Here is a 16,536-nt window from a genome sequence, read left to right as displayed (position 1 = left end):
CCGGCGGCAACGGGTCCCCGCCGCCCCGGACATGCGCAGGGGCCGGACCCCGTCCGGTCCGGCCCCGCTCACCCGCCCCTCGGCGGCGTCAGACCTGCTCGCGCCGGGCCAGCTCGGTGCAGCAGGTGTCCACCATCAGCCGGGTGACCACATACGGGTCGACGTTGGCGTTCGGCCGCCGGTCCTCGATGTAGCCCTTCTTCTCGACCTCGACCTGCCAGGGGATGCGCACCGAGGCACCACGGTCCGAGGCGCCGTAGGAGTACGCGTCCCACGGGGCGGTCTCGTGCGCACCCGTCAGACGGTCCTCGATGCCGGTGCCGTACTGGCGGACGTGCTCCAGCGGCTTGTCGTCCTGGCCCAGCGCCTCACAGGCGGTGATGATCGCGTCGTAGCCCTCGCGCATCGCCCGGGTGGAGAAGTTGGTGTGGGCGCCCGCGCCGTTCCAGTCGCCCTTGGCCGGCTTGGCCTCCAGCGAGGCGGTCACGCCGTACTCCTCCGCGACCCGGTGCAGCAGCCAGCGCGCCACCCACATGTGGTCCGAGACCTCCAGCGCGGGCAGCGCGCCCACCTGGAACTCCCACTGGCCGGGCATGACCTCGGCGTTGATGCCGGACAGGCCCAGCCCCGCCGCCAGGCACAGGTCGAGGTGCTTCTCGACGATCTCCCGGCCGAAGATCGCGTCCGCGCCCACCCCGCAGTAATAGTCGCCCTGGGGGGCCGGGTAGCCGCCGCCCTCGGGGAAGCCGAGCGGACGGTCGCCCTTGAGGAAGGTGTACTCCTGCTCGATGCCGAAGATGGCTTCCTGGTCGGCGAACTTCTCCGCGACCGGGCGCAGCAGCGCACGGGTGTTGGAGGGGTGCGGGGTGAGGTCGGTGTGCAGCACCTCGCACAGCACCAGCAGGTGGTCGCCGCCGCGGATCGGGTCCGGGCAGCTGAAGACCGGCTCCAGGACGAGGTCCGACGCGTGGCCCTCGGCCTGGTTGGTGCTGGACCCGTCGAAGCCCCACCGCGGCAGCTTGCTCCCGTCGGTCAGGATCTTGGTCTTGGAGCGGAGCTGGGCGGTCGGCTGGGTGCCGTCGATCCAGATGTACTCGGCCTTGATGGTCACGGGGTCCTCTTCACGGTCGGTGCGGGTACGGTGCGGGCGTACCGGAGCACTCTCGCAACGCGCCATTTCTCGTCCGTTGCTCGTTTGTGAACCGCAGGTTACCTAGCCGGACATCCAGGCTTTTCCAAGGTTTTCTTCGCTGGAAGCCTGGGATTGCTGCCTTGCTGTGCCTGTCTTCTCGCTATTCCGATGTGACGGAGACCTCGGGCGGACGTCACCTCGGCAGCCCCTCGGGCCCCGGGCCGACCCGGGGCACCGGATCCGCCCCGGGCCCCACGGCGCGGGCCGCGAAATCGGCGTCCCGCCCCGCACCCCGCGAGAGACTGGCCCTATGACGACCCTGCGTATCGGACTCCTCGGCACCGGCCCCTGGGCGCGGAGGGTCCACGCCCCCGCCCTGGCCGCGCACCCCGGCGTCGAGCTCACCGGCATCTGGGGGCGCCGGCCGGAGGCCGCCGCGGCGCTGGCCCAGGTCCACCACACCCGCCCGTACGACGAGCCCGACGAGCTGTTCGCGGCCTGCGACGCCGTCGCGATCGCGCTGCCGCCGTCCGTCCAGGCCCCGCTGGCGGTCCGCGCCGCCGAGGCCGGCCGCCACCTCCTCCTGGACAAGCCGGTCGCCACCTCCGTGCCCGAGGCCCGCGCACTGGCCGCGGCCGCCGACCGCGCGGGCGTCGCCTCGGTGGTCTTCTTCACCGCGCGCTTCGGGGAGCAGGAGGGGGAGTGGATCGCCGCCCAGGCCGCGGCCGGCGGCTGGTTCACCGCGCACGCCGACTGGCTCGGCTCGGTCTTCGCCGAGGACAGCTCCAGCCCGTACGCCGCCTCGCCCTGGCGCCGTGCGAAGGGCGGGCTGTGGGACGTCGGACCGCACGCGCTGTCGGTGCTGCTGCCGGTCCTCGGGGACGCGGAGGCGGTCACCGCCACCCGGGGGCCGGCCGACACGGTGCTGCTGACGATGCGTCACAGCAGCGGGGCGGCCAGTACGGCGACGGTCGGCCTGGCCGCCCCCGCGGCGGCCGCCGGCGTCGAGATCACCCTCCGCGGCACCGCCGGGATCACCACCCTGCCGCGTCGCCTGGACGGCCCGGAACCGGCCTACCACCGCGCCGTCGACGCCCTGCTCGCCGCCGCCGCGACCGGTCTGCCGAACGCCTGCGATGTCCACTTCGGCCTCCGGGTCACCGAAATCCTGGCGGCGGCCGAGGAGACGCTGAGCCCGCTGATGCCTCTGGAGGCATGACCACATGGCGGAATTGGTCGTGGAGGGCATCAGCGGCGGTCCGTAGCGTCAGAGCCGTCAGCTGTCCGCCCGGCCCAGGGAGCCCCCACGCCATGACGCCCGCCACCGGCTTCACCAGCTATACCGAGGTGCTGCTCGCCGCCCTCGCCCGCGACCGGCCCCGGCCCGTCCTGACCACGGACGACGGCGACGAGGTCACCGCCGGTGCCCTGTACGACACCGTGCACCGCATGGCGGCGGTGCTGGCCGGCCGGGGCATCGGCCACGGACGGACCGTCAGCCTCCTCAGCGGCAACCGCCCCGAGGTGCTCGCCGCCCGCTACGCCGCCAACCTCCTCGGCGCCCGCGTGGTCTTCCTCTACGACGGGATGGCCGCCGAGACCCTGGCCCGGATCGCCGAGAGCGCGGAGACCGTCCTGCTCCTCGTCGACCCGGCCCTGCACGACACCGCACGCGCGCTGCTCCAGTACACCCGCGGCCCCGCGCCCGACGTGCTGACCCTGGGGCCGGTGCCCGCGGCCGCGGCTCCGGGCCCCGACCTGCTGGCCGCCTGCGCCGCCCTCCCCGCCACGCCCGAGGTGCCCGCCGGCGCCGTCCGGCCCGACGACGACTGGTGCATCCGGCACACCGGCGGCACGACCGGCGTCCCCAAGGGCGTGCGGATGCCGCACGCCCCGTATGCCGGGATGCTCCGGCACCACCGCATGGAAGGCGCCGGCGACCCGCCCCGCTTCCTCGCCTGTACCCCGCTCGCCCATCTCGCGGGCGTCCTCACCGATGCCACCCTCGCGGCCGGCGGCACCGTCGTCCTGCACCGCGCCTTCGACCCCGCGGCCGTCCTCGCCGCCGTCGCCCGCGACCGCATCACCCACCTCTGGCTGCTGCCCCCGCTCCTCTACCGCCTGCTCGACGACCCCGCGCTGCCCGCCACCGACCTCAGCTCCCTCACCCGCATCACCTACGGCGGCTGCGCGGCCTCGCCCTCCCGGCTGGCGCGGGCCGCCGAGGTCTTCGGGCCGGTGCTCTACGGGGTGTACGGCATGTCCGAGGCGATGACGATCACCGAGGCCCGGCCGGAGGACCACCGCGCCACCGGGCCCGGCGGCCGGATCACCGCCGGCCGCGCACTGCCCGGCGTGTCACTCGCCATCCGCGACGCGGACGGGCGGGAGCTGCCGGCGGGAGAGCGGGGCGAGGTCCACGTACGCTCCGCCGGAGTGATGACCGGCTACTGGAAGCAGCCGGAGCTGACCGCGCAGGTGCTGCCCGGGGACGGCTGGCTGCGCACCGGCGACGTCGGCATCCTGGACGACGACGGCCGGCTCTACCTCGTCGACCGGGTCAAGGACCTGATCATCGTCGTCGGCGGCCATGTCCACCCGGCGGAGGTCGAGGATCTGCTGCACACCCACCCGGCGGTCGCCCACTGCGCGGTCTACGGGGTGCGCGGGCCGGACGAGACCGAGGAGGTGCACGCCGCGGTCGTCCCGGCTCCGGGCCACCGTGTGGACCCCGCCGCCCTGCGGGCCTTCGTCACCGAGCACCAGGGGGCCCTGTACGCCCCGGCCGCGGTCCATCTCGTCGACGCCATCCCCCTCACGCCCGTCGGCAAGCCGGACAAATCGCGGCTGCGCGCACGGGCCGCCGCGGCCTGACCCGGGGCCGCCCGCAGGGCCGTCCGCGGAGCCCTTCCCGTGCCGTCAAATCCCCTCTGGCCAGGGGCTTTTGTCAGTGGTGGCCAGTAGAATGGGAACCAGTCAGTGAGGGTTCATCCACGCTCCAGGAGGTCGCCGATGGCCGCTGCCACACTCATGACGAAGCCTCTCCCGGCCCACCCACTGCCCAAGAAGCCGCTGCCCGCCGGATGGCCGCGCGAGCGGTACGAATCGCACAACCGCCGCCTGAAGGCCATGCGGCTGGCCATCGCCCTGCTCGACACCGGCGTCTACCGCCCCGAGCAGGCCCACAACCGCAAGATCCGCAGCACCGCGGCCGAAATAGGAGTGCACGCCCCGTCCGACACGACCTGCCGTCTGGTGCGCGCCCTCCTCTACGACAACTGCTGACGGCCCCGGCGCATCAACAGGGCGGCCGGCCCCGGGACTTCCCCCGGGGCGGCCGCCCCATGCCGTGTCCGCGGCGCGCGGCTCACCCGCCCGCGCCGTCCCCCGGAGCGGCCGCCGCGTCCATGTCCGTCACCTCGGCCAGCGCCTCCGCCAGCCACTCCACCCAGAAGGTCTCCAGCCCGATCCCGGCCCGCAGCACCAGCCGCCGCAACCGGTCCTCCGGGTCCGCCGCCGCCCCGAAGTCGCGGTCCTCGATCTCCTGGTACTCCGCCAACTGCCGCCGGTGCAGCGTCAGATGGCGCCGCAGCTCCTCGTCCAGCCCGGCCCGGCCCACCACCGCCGAGGCCCGCAGCCGCAGCAGCAGCGCGTCCCGGATGGGCTTGGACTCCTGCTCGCCGGAGGCCCAGCGGGTCAGCTCGGCCCGGCCCGCGGGCAGCACCTCGAACTCCTTCTTCTGCCCCCGCGACGGCTGCTCGCTCGGCAGCGCCCGGATGAACCCGGCCTGCTCCAGCTTGCCCAGCTCGCGATAGATCTGCTGATGGGTGGCCGACCAGAAGTAGCCGATCGACCGGTCGAACCTACGGGTCAGCGCCAGCCCCGACGACGGCTTCTCTAGCAGGGCGGTGAGGATCGCGTGCGGGAGTGACATGGGGGAATCCTAGGTCGCGGCGGCCAGGGACGGCGGGCCCGCGCAGCCCGCCGCGCCCCGGCCGCCGCCACGGCTCACAGGGCCGCCGCGAGCTCCGTGCCCTGCTTGATGGCGCGCTTGGCGTCCAGCTCCGCGGCGACGTCCGCACCGCCGATGAGATGCACCGAGCGCCCCTCGGCCCGCAGCTCCTCGTACAGGTCCCGGCGCGGCTCCTGCCCGGTGCACAGCACGATGGTGTCCACCGGGAGCGTGGTGGCCGTGCCGTCGACCGTGAGGTGCAGGCCCTCGTCGTCGATCCGCTCGTACGCCGCCCCGGCGACGCTGGTCACGCCCCGGTGCCGCAGCTCCGCACGGTGGATCCAGCCGGTGGTCTTGCCGAGTCCGGCGCCGACCTTCGACGTCTTGCGCTGGAGCAGATGCACCTGCCGCGGGGCCTTGGGGCGCTCGGGTGCGCGCAGCCCGCCCCGGTCGCCGTAGCCGGTGTCGACGCCCCAGGCGCGGAAGTAGACCTCCGGGTCCTGGCTCGTCGCGTCGCCGGCATCGGTGAGGAACTCCGCGACATCGAAGCCGATGCCGCCCGCCCCGATGATCGCCACGCGTTCGCCGACCGGCGCCCCGTCCCGCAGCACATCGAGGTAGCTGACGACGCTCGGGTGGTCGATGCCCTCGATCTCCGGGGTGCGCGGGGTGACGCCGGTGGCGACCACGACCTCGTCGTACGCGCCGAGGTCCGCGGCCGTGACCGGGGAGTTCAGCCGTACGTCCACGCCGTGGGCGTCGAGCTGGTGGCGGAAGTAGCGCAGGGTCTCGTCGAACTCCTCCTTGCCCGGTATCCGCTTGGCGATGTTCAGCTGCCCGCCGATCTCGGCCGCGGCGTCGAAGAGGGTGACCGCATGGCCGCGCTCGGCCGCGGAGACGGCGCAGGCGAGTCCGGCCGGTCCGGCGCCGACCACGGCGAGCCGCTTGCGCCGCCGGGTGGGGGAGAGCACCAGCTCGGTCTCGTGGCAGGCCCGCGGGTTCACCAGACAGGACGTGATCTTCCCGCTGAAGGTGTGGTCGAGGCACGCCTGGTTGCACCCGATGCAGGTGTTGATCGCCTCGGCCCGGCCGTCCCGCGCCTTGGCGACGAAGTCCGGGTCGGCGAGGAAGGGCCGGGCCAGCGACACCATGTCGGCGCGTCCGTCGGCGAGCAACTCCTCGGCGACCTCGGGGGTGTTGATGCGGTTGCTGGTCACCAGCGGGATGCTCACCGAGCCCATCAGCCGCTTCGTCACCCAGGTGTAGGCGCCGCGCGGCACCGAGGTCACGATGGTGGGGATCCGGGCCTCGTGCCAGCCGATACCGGTGTTGATGATCGTGGCCCCCGCCGCCTCGATCTCCTTGGCGAGGGTGACCACCTCCTCCAGCGTGGAACCGCCCGGGACGAGGTCCAGCATGGAGAGCCGGTAGATCAGGATGAAGTCGGTGCCGACCCGCTCCCGGGTGCGGCGGACGATCTCCAGCGGGAAGCGCATCCGGTTCTCGTACGAGCCGCCCCACCGGTCCGTGCGCTGGTTGGTCGCGCCGACGATGAACTCATTGATCAGATAGCCCTCGGAGCCCATGATCTCGACGCCGTCGTACCCGGCGGACTTGGCGAGCTCCGCCGCCCGCACATAGTCCTCGATGGTCTGCTCGACCTCGTCGTCGGTGAGCGCGTTCGGCACGAAGGGGCTGATGGGTGCCTGGAGCGCGCTCGGCGCGACCAGATCGGGGTGGTACGCGTACCGCCCGAAGTGCAGGATCTGCATCGCGATCCGCCCGCCCGCGGCGTGCACCGCCTCGGTCACGGTCCGGTGCTGCGCGGCCTCCTCCTCGGTGGTGAGCTTGGCCCCGCCCCCGTACGGCCGGCCCGCGTCGTTCGGGGCGATACCGCCGGTCACCATCAGGCCGACGCCACCGCGCGCACGGGCGGCGTAGAAGGCGGCCATCCGCGCGAAGCCGTTCTCGGCCTCCTCCAGCCCGATGTGCATCGACCCCATCAGCACCCGGTTGGGCAGGGTGGTGAACCCGAGGTCGAGGGGGCTCATCAGGTGGGGGTACTGGCTCATGGGGGCCTCCAGGCGCGGTGGTCGTGGCAGTAGTTGTAGACCAGCCCGAAGAGTTATGCAACAAGTTGCAAAAAACGTGACGCAGACGACTCCGCCGCACGCCGGGGCGCCCGGCCCGCACCGCACGGCGCGCAGTTGCCGGGTCGCGCAGTGCGACGTGTCACAGACAACCCGGCGGCGCTGTGGGAGCTTCAACTGTGCTGCTCCTCGGTGGAGTTGCTGCAAGAGGAGTTGCCGGAGAGCCGGGGCGCGGACCCGACGGCACGCGGACCGCGGGGACGGCCCGGAGGGGGCGTTCACGGCGGGGCCGCGCGGCCGTGGGCGGACTCCGGCTCACGACGGTCTGCCCACATGTGGAGAGGATCGAATGAGCACTGCGCAAGCCCTCACGCTCGACCAGGTGGTCGACACCGCCCGGTACCCCCTGCCGGAACCCGACAGCGCCGGGGGACGGGCCGTGATCTCCCGGGCCCGGCACGAACTCCGGACGCTCGGCTGCACCGTGCTGCCGGACTTCGTCCGCCCGGCGCTCCGTACGGCGCTGGAGCAGGAGTGCGCCGCCATCGCCCCCCAGGCGCACTACGACGTCGAGACGGTCAACGTCTACAACATCGCCGTGGACGCCGAGCTGCCGGCCGGCCACCCCGGCCGGCGGACCTTCCAGCGGGGCAACGCCTTCGTCCCGCGGGACCGGGTGCCGGCGGAGTCCCTGATCAGCCGGCTCTACGCCGACCCGGTCTTCCAGGACTTCCTGGCCCGCTGCTTCGGACTGCCGCGGCTGCACGAGCTGGCCGACCCGCTCTCCGGGCTGGTGCTCAATGTCGTCGCCCCGGGCATGGAGCACCCCTGGCACTTCGACACCAACGAGTTCACCGTCAGCATGCTCACCCGGCAGCCGCAGGACGGCGGCGTCTTCGAGTACTGCCCGAACATCCGGTCCGCGCACGACGAGCGCTTCGACGACGTCCGGGACGTCCTGGACGGCCGGGGCGAGCGGCTGGTCCGGCGCCTGGCGCTGCACCCCGGCGACCTCCAGCTGTTCCGGGGCCGCTACTCGCTCCACCGGGTGAGTCCGGTGCGCGGCGAGACCGCGCGCCACTCCGCGATCTTCGCCTACAGCGAGCGGCCCGGCGTCATCGGGAGCGTGGCCCGCACCCGGCAGCTCTTCGGCCGGGTCCTGCCCGCCCACACCGAGGCCGAGGGCCGGGCCGTCCGGGGCGACCGGCTGCTGGACTAGCGGACGGCCCGGACGCCGCGCCGTACGCGTACTTCCCCCGCACCCCACGCCATGGGGTGACGGGCACGGCGGGTGACGGCGCGACCATGGATGAGTGACAGCACAGGTCCCCACGACCCGAATCGAGAGAGCAGAATTGAATAACCGTCAGGAAAGGGCCGCCATGACGACCTTCGCCCAGGAGGAAAGCCTCCCGCGGGTGCCGCTGCCCACGCTGGAAGCGAGCTGCGAGAGGTTCCTCGCCTGGTGCGCGCCGCTGCTGACCGCCGACCAGCTGGCGGCGACCGAGACGGAGGTGGCCGCCTTCCTCCGTCCCGGCGGCCCCGGCCGGGTGCTTCAGGCGGCACTGGAGGAGTACGACGCCACGGAGGGCGTGCACAGCTGGCTCGACACCTTCTGGCCGTACCGCTATCTGGGCCGCCGGGACCGGATCGCGCTCAACGCCAACTTCTTCTTCCTGTTCCGCGCCCCCGGCCCCGGGCAGCCGCAGTCCCAGGTGGAGCGGGCGGCCGGGCTCATCGCCGGCGCCGTCGACTACAAGCGCCGGCTCGACCAGGAGGCCATCCCTCCGGTGGTGCAGCGGGGCGTGCCCCAGTCGATGGTGCAGAACCGGTTCCTGTTCTCCGCCACCCGGATCCCCGGCGCGGAACAGGACACCGTCCGCAGCCCCTACACCGACGCCTGGCCGGGCCCGTCCCAGGCCCGGCACATCGTGGTCTTCCACCGCGGCAACCTGTTCCGGATGGAGGTGCTCGGCGCGGACGGCGTCCCGCACAGCCTGGACGACCTCGAAGCGGGCCTGCGCGCCGTGCAGAAGGCCGGCGCCGAACCGGCCGCGCCCGGCACCTCCGTCGGCCACCTCACCACCATGGCGCGCGCCGAGTGGGCCGCCGCCCGGGAGTCCCTGCGCGCCCACCACCCCCGCAACGCGGACGCCCTGGGCGACATCGAGACCGCGCTGTTCTGTGTCTGCCTGGAGGACGACGCCCCCGCGGACGTCCAGGAAGCCTGCGACCAGCTGCTCTACGGCGACGGCGGCAACCGCTGGTTCGACAAGGCCGTGTCCCTGATCGTCTTCGCCGACGGCCGGGCGGGCATCAACGTGGAGCACTGCGAGCTGGACGGGACCACCATCCTCAGCTTCACCGACGCCCTGCTCAGCGCCCCCGCCGAGGAACACTCCCGCCGGTCCGGCGCCCGCTCCCAGGGACTCCCGTCCGTGCGGCCGGTCCTCTTCGAGCTGGACGACGCCCTCCGGGCGCAGGTGCGCTCCGCCGCCGGCGCCTTCGCGGAGTACGGCGCGAACACCGCCACCCGCACCGTCTCCTTCGACGACTTCGGCAGCACCACCGCCAAGGCGCTGGGCGCCTCGCCGGACGCCTTCGTGCAGCTCGCCTACCAGCTGGCCCACCAGCGGGCCAAGGGACACCTCGGCGCCACCTACGAGTCGATCGCCACCCGCCAGTGGCGGCACGGCCGGACCGAGGCGATGCGCGTCGTCACCCCGGAGATCCAGGCGTTCGTCGCCGCGATGGAGGACCCGGCGGCCTCCCCGGACACCCGCCGGGCCGCGTTCCATGCCGCCGCCGGGAAGCATGTGGCGCGCGCCAAGGAGTGCCAGGCCGGCCAGGCCCCCGAGCAGCACCTGTGGGAGCTGGAGCTGATCCAGCGGCGGCGCGGGGCGGAGCTCGGGGTGACCGGGCAGCCCGCCCTCTACCGGACGCCGGGCTGGCTGACGATGCGGGACGACTACCTGAGCACCAGCTCCGCCCCGTCCGAGAACATCCAGTACTTCGGCTTCGGCTCCACCAGCAGCCGCTGTATCGGCGTCGCCTACGTCCTGCTGCCGGACCGCTTCCACCTCTACCTCAGCACCCCTCTGGCGGTGGCCGGCCCGATGCAGGTCTTCGCCGACCGGCTCCGCGAGGCGGTGGCCGAGCTCCGGGAGCTGCTGGCGTCCGGCCGGTCCGCGGACTGACCGTCCCGGGCGGGCCGGCGGCCGTCCCCGCTACTTCAGCAGCCGGGACAGCCGCCGGTCCGCCAGGGGCTTGCCGCCCGTCTGGCAGGTCGGGCAGTACTGGAGCGCCGAATCGCTGAACGACACCTCACGCACCGTGTCCCCGCAGACCGGGCACGGCTCCCCCTTCCGCCCGTGCACCCGCAGCCCGCTCTTCTTCTCCGCCTTGAGGTCCTTCAGGGCCAGCCCGCGGGACCGCTCGACCGCCTCCGTGAGCGTGCTCCCGACCGCCGCGTACAGCCGCTCCACCTCCTCACCGGAGAGCGTCGCGGCCAGTTTGAACGGCGACATCCGGGCCGTATGCAGAATTTCGTCCGAGTAGGCGTTCCCGATCCCCGCCAGCACGCTCTGATCCCGGAGCACGCCCTTGATCTGCCGGCGCTCGCCCTCCAGCAGCGCACGGAAGGCGGCCAGGGTGAAGCCCTCGCCGAGCGGATCGGGCCCGAGCCGCGCCACCCCGGGCACCTCCTGCGGATCCCGTACGACATACACCGCGAGGTGCTTCTGGCTCCCCGCCTCCGTCACATCGAACCCCGCCCCGTCATCCGGGTCGGCGAGCCGCACCCGCAGCGCCAGCGGTCCTTTCCCGGGCCGCGGCGGCACCGCCGGCAGGGTGTCGTTCCACCGCACCCACCCCGCCCTGGCCAGGTGCAGCACCAGATGCAGCGCCCCGACCCGGAGATCGAGGAACTTCCCGCGCCGCGTCACCCCCTCGCACGCACCCCCTTCGAGCGCGGTGACCGGCGGGTCATAGGTCTTCAGCGCATGCACGGCCACGGGATACACCCGGCCGACGGCCCGGCCGGCCAGACGGCCGGCGAGGAACTGGGCGAGTGACTCGACTTCCGGCAATTCAGGCATAACGCCAGTCTGCCCGGAGGGCGCGCCCGGCGCGTGGCGGCGGGGCGGCCGGGCCGCCCGGAGCCGGCCCGTCAATCCCGGTCGGCGGGGGCCAGGCGCCGCCGCTCCGACCCGCCGCCGACGCCAACAGCCGTCACACCACGGCAGGTTGGGCCGATCCGTTGATCCGAACCGGGGTGGCCGGCCACCGCTCCGGCAGTAGCCTGTGGGGGCTCATTGAAGGGGGATGCGATGAAGCAGCTCGAGGCCGCGGACCCACGGCAGATCGGGCCCTACACACTCCTGGGCCGGCTGGGTGCCGGCGGGATGGGGGCGGTGTACCTCGGCCGGGCCCGGGGCCGCACGGTCGCGGTGAAGGTGGTAAGGCCGGATCTGGCACGGGACGACGCGTTCCGGGACCGCTTCCAGCGCGAGGTCGAGGCGGCCCGCCTGGTGTCCGGGGCCTTCACGGCGCCGGTCGTGGACGCCGATACGCGGGACCGGATCCCCTGGATGGCGACGGCCTTCGTCGTCGGCGTCTCGCTGGACCAGGCGGTCAGCACCCGGGGCCCGTTGCCCGAGGGCGCGCTGTGGGCGCTGACCGCCGGGGTGGCGGAGGCGCTGGCCAGCGTGCACGACGCCGGGCTGATCCACCGGGACCTGAAACCGGCGAACGTCCTGCTGGCGCTGGACGGGCCGCGCGTCATCGACTTCGGCATCGCGCGGGCCGTCGACGGCACCGCGCTGACCTCCACCGGCGCGATCATCGGCTCGGCCCCGTACATGTCGCCGGAGCAGGCGGTGGGGGAGGCGCTCACCGCGGCCAGCGACATGTTCTCGCTGGGCTCGGCGATCGCCTTCGCCGCGGCCGGGGACAGCCTGTTCGGCGCGGGCGCGGCCGCCGGCGTCCTCTTCCGCATCGTGCACACCGAACCCGGTCTCGGCGCGGTCCCGGCCGGGCTGCGGGACCTCATCGCGTCCTGTCTGGCCAAGAACCCCGACGACCGGCCGACCCCGCGCCAGCTGTCCGAGTTCGTCGAGCGGGAGGGCCACCCCATCCCGTCCGGCGGCTGGCTCCCGGAGGCGGTCGCCGCCGACATCATCGCCGTCCGCGCCGTCATGACGACGCTGCCCGAACCCCCGCCGACCCGGCCGTTCACCCCTGCCACACCCGCCGTCGGCAGCCCGGCGGGCGGTCCGGAGCCCGGTGGTCCGGAAGCCGGCGGTCCGGCGTCGGGCCGCCCGGAGCCGCTCGGCCCGGCCGCGGACCACTACGGCGCGGACCGCCCCGACACCGCCAACACCCCTGATCACCCCGACCGCCCCGACACTCCCGATGCGGACCGCCCCTGGACGAGCCGCCGCAAGCTGCTCCTCGGCCTGACCGGCGGAACCCTCGCGGTGGCCGGGGCGGGCACCTGGCTCGGGCTGGCCCTGAGCGGTACCGGCAAGGCCGACGACGAGCCGGGCGGCCGCCCCCGCCCCTCCGGCGACGACGTCCCCGAAGCGACCCTGGCCTGGAAGGACAAACAGTCCGCGACCTGCCCACAGGTGCTCTCCTCCCACGGCGTGGTGGCCTGCCCGTCTCTTGAGCGGGTCCTGGGGCTCGACGACGAGGGCAATACGAAGTGGACCGTGAACGGCGCCGACCACGGCATCGCCTTCTCGGTCCAGGGATCGCTGCCGAACGTCATCGCCGCCGTGGACGACGGCCACCTGTACGTGGCCGGGATGTCGATGAAATCGACGGCCATGCGGAGCGCCGTACTCGCGATCGACCTGGCCAACGGGAAGGCCGCCTGGACCGCCACGCTGGACCGGCCGCACACCCGGGGCGTGCTCCGCTTCTGCGGCATCCTGAACGGCACGGCGTATCTGATCGGCTGGGGGGACGGCAAGGACCACGGCCCGAACCCCGCCGGCTACCACGTCTGGGCGCTGGACCTCGCCTCCCGCAAAACCTCCTGGTTATACGGCGAGAACGCGGACCTCATCTTCTCGGCCCTGCCGCAGCGCGGTGACCACGCCCTGTTCGCCGGCACCACCCGGGTACGGGCGCTCGACGCCAAGGGCGAGGCCGCCTGGTCGAAGAAGGTGGAGCCGCACACCCTCGCCGCCGCCGGGCGGCACTTCGTCCTCGTCGACGGCGGCAGCCGGATGTCGGCACTGGACCCGGCGACCGGGAAGGCCCTGTGGACGGTGCCGGACGTCGTCCCCGCGTCCCTCCGGGGCGACGGCATCGCCACCGACAAGGACGGGAAGATCCTCTACGCCCTCTACCAGGACAAGGACCACGGCTACTCCCTGGGCGCCCTCGACAGCGCCACCGGCCGGACGCGATGGAAGGCGCCGCTCCCCGCCGACTCCAAGGACTCCCGAGCCTTCGGCGCCCGCATCCTGTGCGCCGACGGAAACCTGTACCGGATGGGTGCCGACGCCGTCGTCTGGGCGTGTGACCCGGCGAACGGCAAGCCCCGCTGGAAGTACACCGGCATGAAGGGAACCGATCCCACGAAACTGGCGTGGACAGCCGGTGACGGGCGACTCTGCCTCTCGGACCCGACGGCCACGACGGTCGCCGCTCTCCACGCGAACGGAGCCTGAAAATGGAGCCGTTGGACCCCTCGGACCCGCCCCGGGTCGGCCCCTACACGCTGCTGGGCCGCCTGGGATCGGGCGGCATGGGCTCGGTCTACCTCGGGCGGTCGGCCGGCGGCCGCACGGTCGCGGTGAAACTGATCCGCCCCGAACTCGCCGGCGACACCGGCTTCCGCGCCCGGTTCCGTGCCGAGGTATCAGCGGCGCGAGCCGCGTCCGGAGCCTTCACCGCCGCGGTGGTCGACGCGGACCCGGACGCCACCGTGCCGTGGATGGCGACGGCGTTCGTCCCCGGGATCTCCCTGCACCGCGCGGTGGAGATCGGCGGCCCGCTCCCGGAGGCCGCGCTGCGGGCCCTGACGGCCGGCGTGGCCGAGGCCCTGGTGAACATCCACGCCGCCCGGCTCACGCACCGCGACCTGAAACCCGCGAACGTCCTGCTGGCCCTCGACGGGCCGTACGTCATCGACTTCGGCATCGCGCGGGCCGCCGAGGGAACGGCGCTGACGACCACCGGCGTGGTCCTCGGCACGCCCGCGTACATGTCTCCCGAGCAGGGAAACGGGGAACCGCTCTCCTCGGCGAGCGATATGTTCTCGCTCGGCGCCACCCTCGTCTTCGCCGCGTCCGGGGCGAGCCCGTTCGGCGAGGGCCGGGTCCCGGACGTCCTGAAACGGGTGGTGTTCGACGAGCCCGACCTGTCCACGGTCCCCGACAGCCTCCGGCTGATGGTCGCGGCCTGCCTCGCGAAGGACGCCGCCGACCGGCCGACGCCACGTCAGCTCATCGAACTCATCGAACGCGACGCGGAGTTGGCAACACCGGGCGCCTGGCTCCCCCCGCCCCTGATCGCCGCGATCGAAGAGGCATCCGCGGTCATGACCCCACCCCGGCCACCCACCCTGGGCCCCACCCAACGCATGCCCGCCCTCCCCGAGGCTGCGGACGCCGGACCGACAGCGGCCACCCAGTTCCTGCCCCCGGCGCCCGTCCCGCCTGACGCCACTGACGCCGGGCCGGCAGCGGCCACCCAACTCCTGCCCCCTGCGCCCGTCCCGCCCGATGCCGCTGGCGCAGCTGACGCCGGGCCGACAGCGGCCACCCAACTCCTGCCCAGCCCCGCCTCCCCACTCGCCGGGCAGCCTCCCGCGCCGGGAACCCCGGAACCCCCGTACGGGCCGGTGCCGGACTTCCCGGACGCACCCCCGGCCTACACCCCTGGGTCCCCGGCCTCCGCCCCCGGGTCCCCGCCCCCCACCCCCCTCCTCGGCCGCCGCAAGCTCCTCCTCGGCCTGGCGGGCGGAACCGTCGCACTGGCCGGCGGCGGCACCACCCTCGCCCTTTCCCTCTGGGACCGCACCGGCGGCAAGACCTCGACCTCCCCCTCCCTCAAGAACCCCGCCCGCCCGCTCGCCACCCGCCGCGTCGCCACCCCGCGGTGGACGGCTCCCCTCACCGAACCCCTGACCCACGTCACGGGCGCGGACGGGACGGTCGTCGCGGTCAGCGGCAAGCACCTCTGGGCCTTCGACCGCGCGGGCCGCCCCCGGTGGGGACCACGGTCCAACCTCTCGTCCCAGCCGGCCGTCGCCGGCATGGGCGGCAGCCCCGTCGTCGTCGGCCACGGCATGGCGTTCGCGATCGGACAGACGAAGATGCCGGGCCGCACGCGCTGGCTGCCGGAACCGGCCACGGTGCTGCGGGCCGTGGACCTCGACACCGGCAAGGTCGCCTGGACCCTCGGCAGCCCGCAGACCGGCGTGGCCACCGCGTGGGTGCCGGGAATGCTCGACGACACGGTCTACGTCACCGGCACGATGTCGAAGAGCCGCCTGTCCGACGACATGGCGAAGCTGCGCTCCGAACTCTCGAAGCTGGGCTCCGACCCGTCGAGGGGGTCGGCGCTCTTCGCCCAGCAGGGCTTCATCTGGGCCGTGGACCCGGCGACCGGAAAACTCCGCTGGGAGACCACCTTCAAGAACACCACCATGGGCCAGGCCACGCTCAAGGTCCCGTCGTCCGGTACCCGCCTGCTGTGGATGACCAGCAACCCCGACCGGAGCGCCCCGAAACTCGCCGGACTGGACGTCCGCGCCCGCGGCAGGATCCAGTGGCAACAGCCCGCCCCCGGAGGCGGCCAGACCTCCGGCCACGAGAGCGACGTCTTCACCGTCTCCTGGCACGACGGCCCCCACTGCTCCGCCGGCGGCCTCTTCCTCTACCTGTCCGACCGCCTCTACGCCATCGACGCGACGAACGGCCAGAAGGCATGGCAGTCTCCCGACCGCGTGACCATCCACGCCATGGCGGCCTCCCCGGACGGCTCCACCGTCTACGCCGCCGGCCCCGACTACCAGGGCCACGTCATCCTCCACGCCTTCGACGCCAAAACCGGCGCCATCCACTGGGCAGGCTCCCTCCCCATGCTCCGCACCGGAGTCCTGGCCCTCCAGCCCACCCCCCACACCACCTACCTCTGGGCCCAGTCCCAACTCTGGGCCCTCGACCCCGAAACCGGAAAAGCCCGCTGGACCTACGAATTCGCCGGCAGCACCGCCTCCTGGACCACCCCCGTAGCCTTCTGGGCCGACAACAACCAGGTCTACGGCCCAACGGAGAAGGGGCTCACGGCTATTGGGGCCGAGGGGAAGTAAGCACGGCGAAGGCCGCCACCCCGGGAGCGGGGTG

Annotated in this window: 11 protein-coding genes; 7 read left to right on the top strand and 4 right to left on the bottom strand. The window is 73.5% G+C overall.

Annotation, left to right across the window (positions count from 1 at the left end):
- Positions 1-88: 88 nt before the first annotated feature.
- On the bottom strand, positions 89-1,111 hold the full coding sequence (glnII, locus tag ACFWJW_RS32085; RefSeq protein ID WP_387247724.1) for a glutamine synthetase: 1,023 nt from the start codon (positions 1,109-1,111) through the stop codon (positions 89-91).
- 331 nt (positions 1,112-1,442) lie between these two features.
- Between glnII and ACFWJW_RS32080 the strand changes: the two genes are divergently transcribed.
- From ACFWJW_RS32080 to ACFWJW_RS32070, 3 genes are all read left to right on the top strand, one after another.
- Entirely contained in the window at positions 1,443-2,351 is a 909-nt protein-coding gene (locus tag ACFWJW_RS32080; RefSeq protein WP_387247722.1) for a Gfo/Idh/MocA family protein, read from the top strand.
- 92 nt (positions 2,352-2,443) lie between these two features.
- Positions 2,444-4,006: an AMP-binding protein gene (locus tag ACFWJW_RS32075; protein ID WP_387247720.1), complete on the top strand. Its 1,563-nt coding sequence runs from the start codon at positions 2,444-2,446 to the stop codon at positions 4,004-4,006.
- Positions 4,007-4,144: 138 nt separating this feature from the next.
- Complete coding sequence (locus tag ACFWJW_RS32070) at positions 4,145-4,417, top strand: hypothetical protein (RefSeq protein WP_042154011.1); 273 nt, start codon at positions 4,145-4,147, stop codon at positions 4,415-4,417.
- Between the two features lie 82 nt (positions 4,418-4,499).
- Here ACFWJW_RS32070 and ACFWJW_RS32065 read toward each other — a convergent pair whose 3' ends face one another.
- Positions 4,500-5,066, bottom strand: coding sequence for a PadR family transcriptional regulator (locus ACFWJW_RS32065; protein WP_387247718.1), 567 nt, complete (start codon positions 5,064-5,066; stop codon positions 4,500-4,502).
- Between the two features lie 74 nt (positions 5,067-5,140).
- The gene (locus ACFWJW_RS32060; protein WP_387247716.1) at positions 5,141-7,156 is read right to left on the bottom strand and encodes an FAD-dependent oxidoreductase; all 2,016 of its coding nucleotides are present in this window, start codon (positions 7,154-7,156) and stop codon (positions 5,141-5,143) included.
- Positions 7,157-7,523: 367 nt separating this feature from the next.
- On the opposite strand from ACFWJW_RS32060, the gene ACFWJW_RS32055 reads away from it, so the two are divergent.
- Both ACFWJW_RS32055 and ACFWJW_RS32050 read left to right on the top strand, forming a co-directional pair.
- Complete coding sequence (locus ACFWJW_RS32055) at positions 7,524-8,393, top strand: arpA protein (RefSeq protein ID WP_387247715.1); 870 nt, start codon at positions 7,524-7,526, stop codon at positions 8,391-8,393.
- A 163-nt stretch (positions 8,394-8,556) separates the two neighbouring features.
- Positions 8,557-10,371 (top strand): choline/carnitine O-acyltransferase, encoded by a 1,815-nt coding sequence (locus ACFWJW_RS32050; RefSeq protein WP_387247713.1) that lies wholly within the window; start codon positions 8,557-8,559, stop codon positions 10,369-10,371.
- A 30-nt stretch (positions 10,372-10,401) separates the two neighbouring features.
- On the opposite strand, the gene ACFWJW_RS32045 is transcribed toward ACFWJW_RS32050, so the two are convergent.
- A complete protein-coding gene (locus ACFWJW_RS32045) occupies positions 10,402-11,271 on the bottom strand; it encodes an Fpg/Nei family DNA glycosylase (protein ID WP_387247711.1) in 870 nt (289 codons plus the stop codon).
- A 231-nt stretch (positions 11,272-11,502) separates the two neighbouring features.
- On the opposite strand from ACFWJW_RS32045, the gene ACFWJW_RS32040 reads away from it, so the two are divergent.
- Positions 11,503-13,854, top strand: a complete 2,352-nt coding sequence (locus ACFWJW_RS32040; protein WP_387247709.1) for a PQQ-binding-like beta-propeller repeat protein — start codon at positions 11,503-11,505, stop codon at positions 13,852-13,854.
- A 2-nt stretch (positions 13,855-13,856) separates the two neighbouring features.
- Positions 13,857-16,502 carry a PQQ-binding-like beta-propeller repeat protein gene (locus ACFWJW_RS32035; protein ID WP_387247707.1) on the top strand — a complete coding sequence of 882 codons (2,646 nt, stop codon included), beginning with the start codon at positions 13,857-13,859 and terminating at the stop codon, positions 16,500-16,502.
- Positions 16,503-16,536: the final 34 nt, after the last annotated feature.

Origin of the sequence: Streptomyces sp. NPDC127097 (assembly GCF_042724075.1) — a bacterium.
Taxonomy (GTDB): domain Bacteria; phylum Actinomycetota; class Actinomycetes; order Streptomycetales; family Streptomycetaceae; genus Streptomyces.
This window is presented reverse-complemented; position numbering and strand designations above follow the sequence as displayed.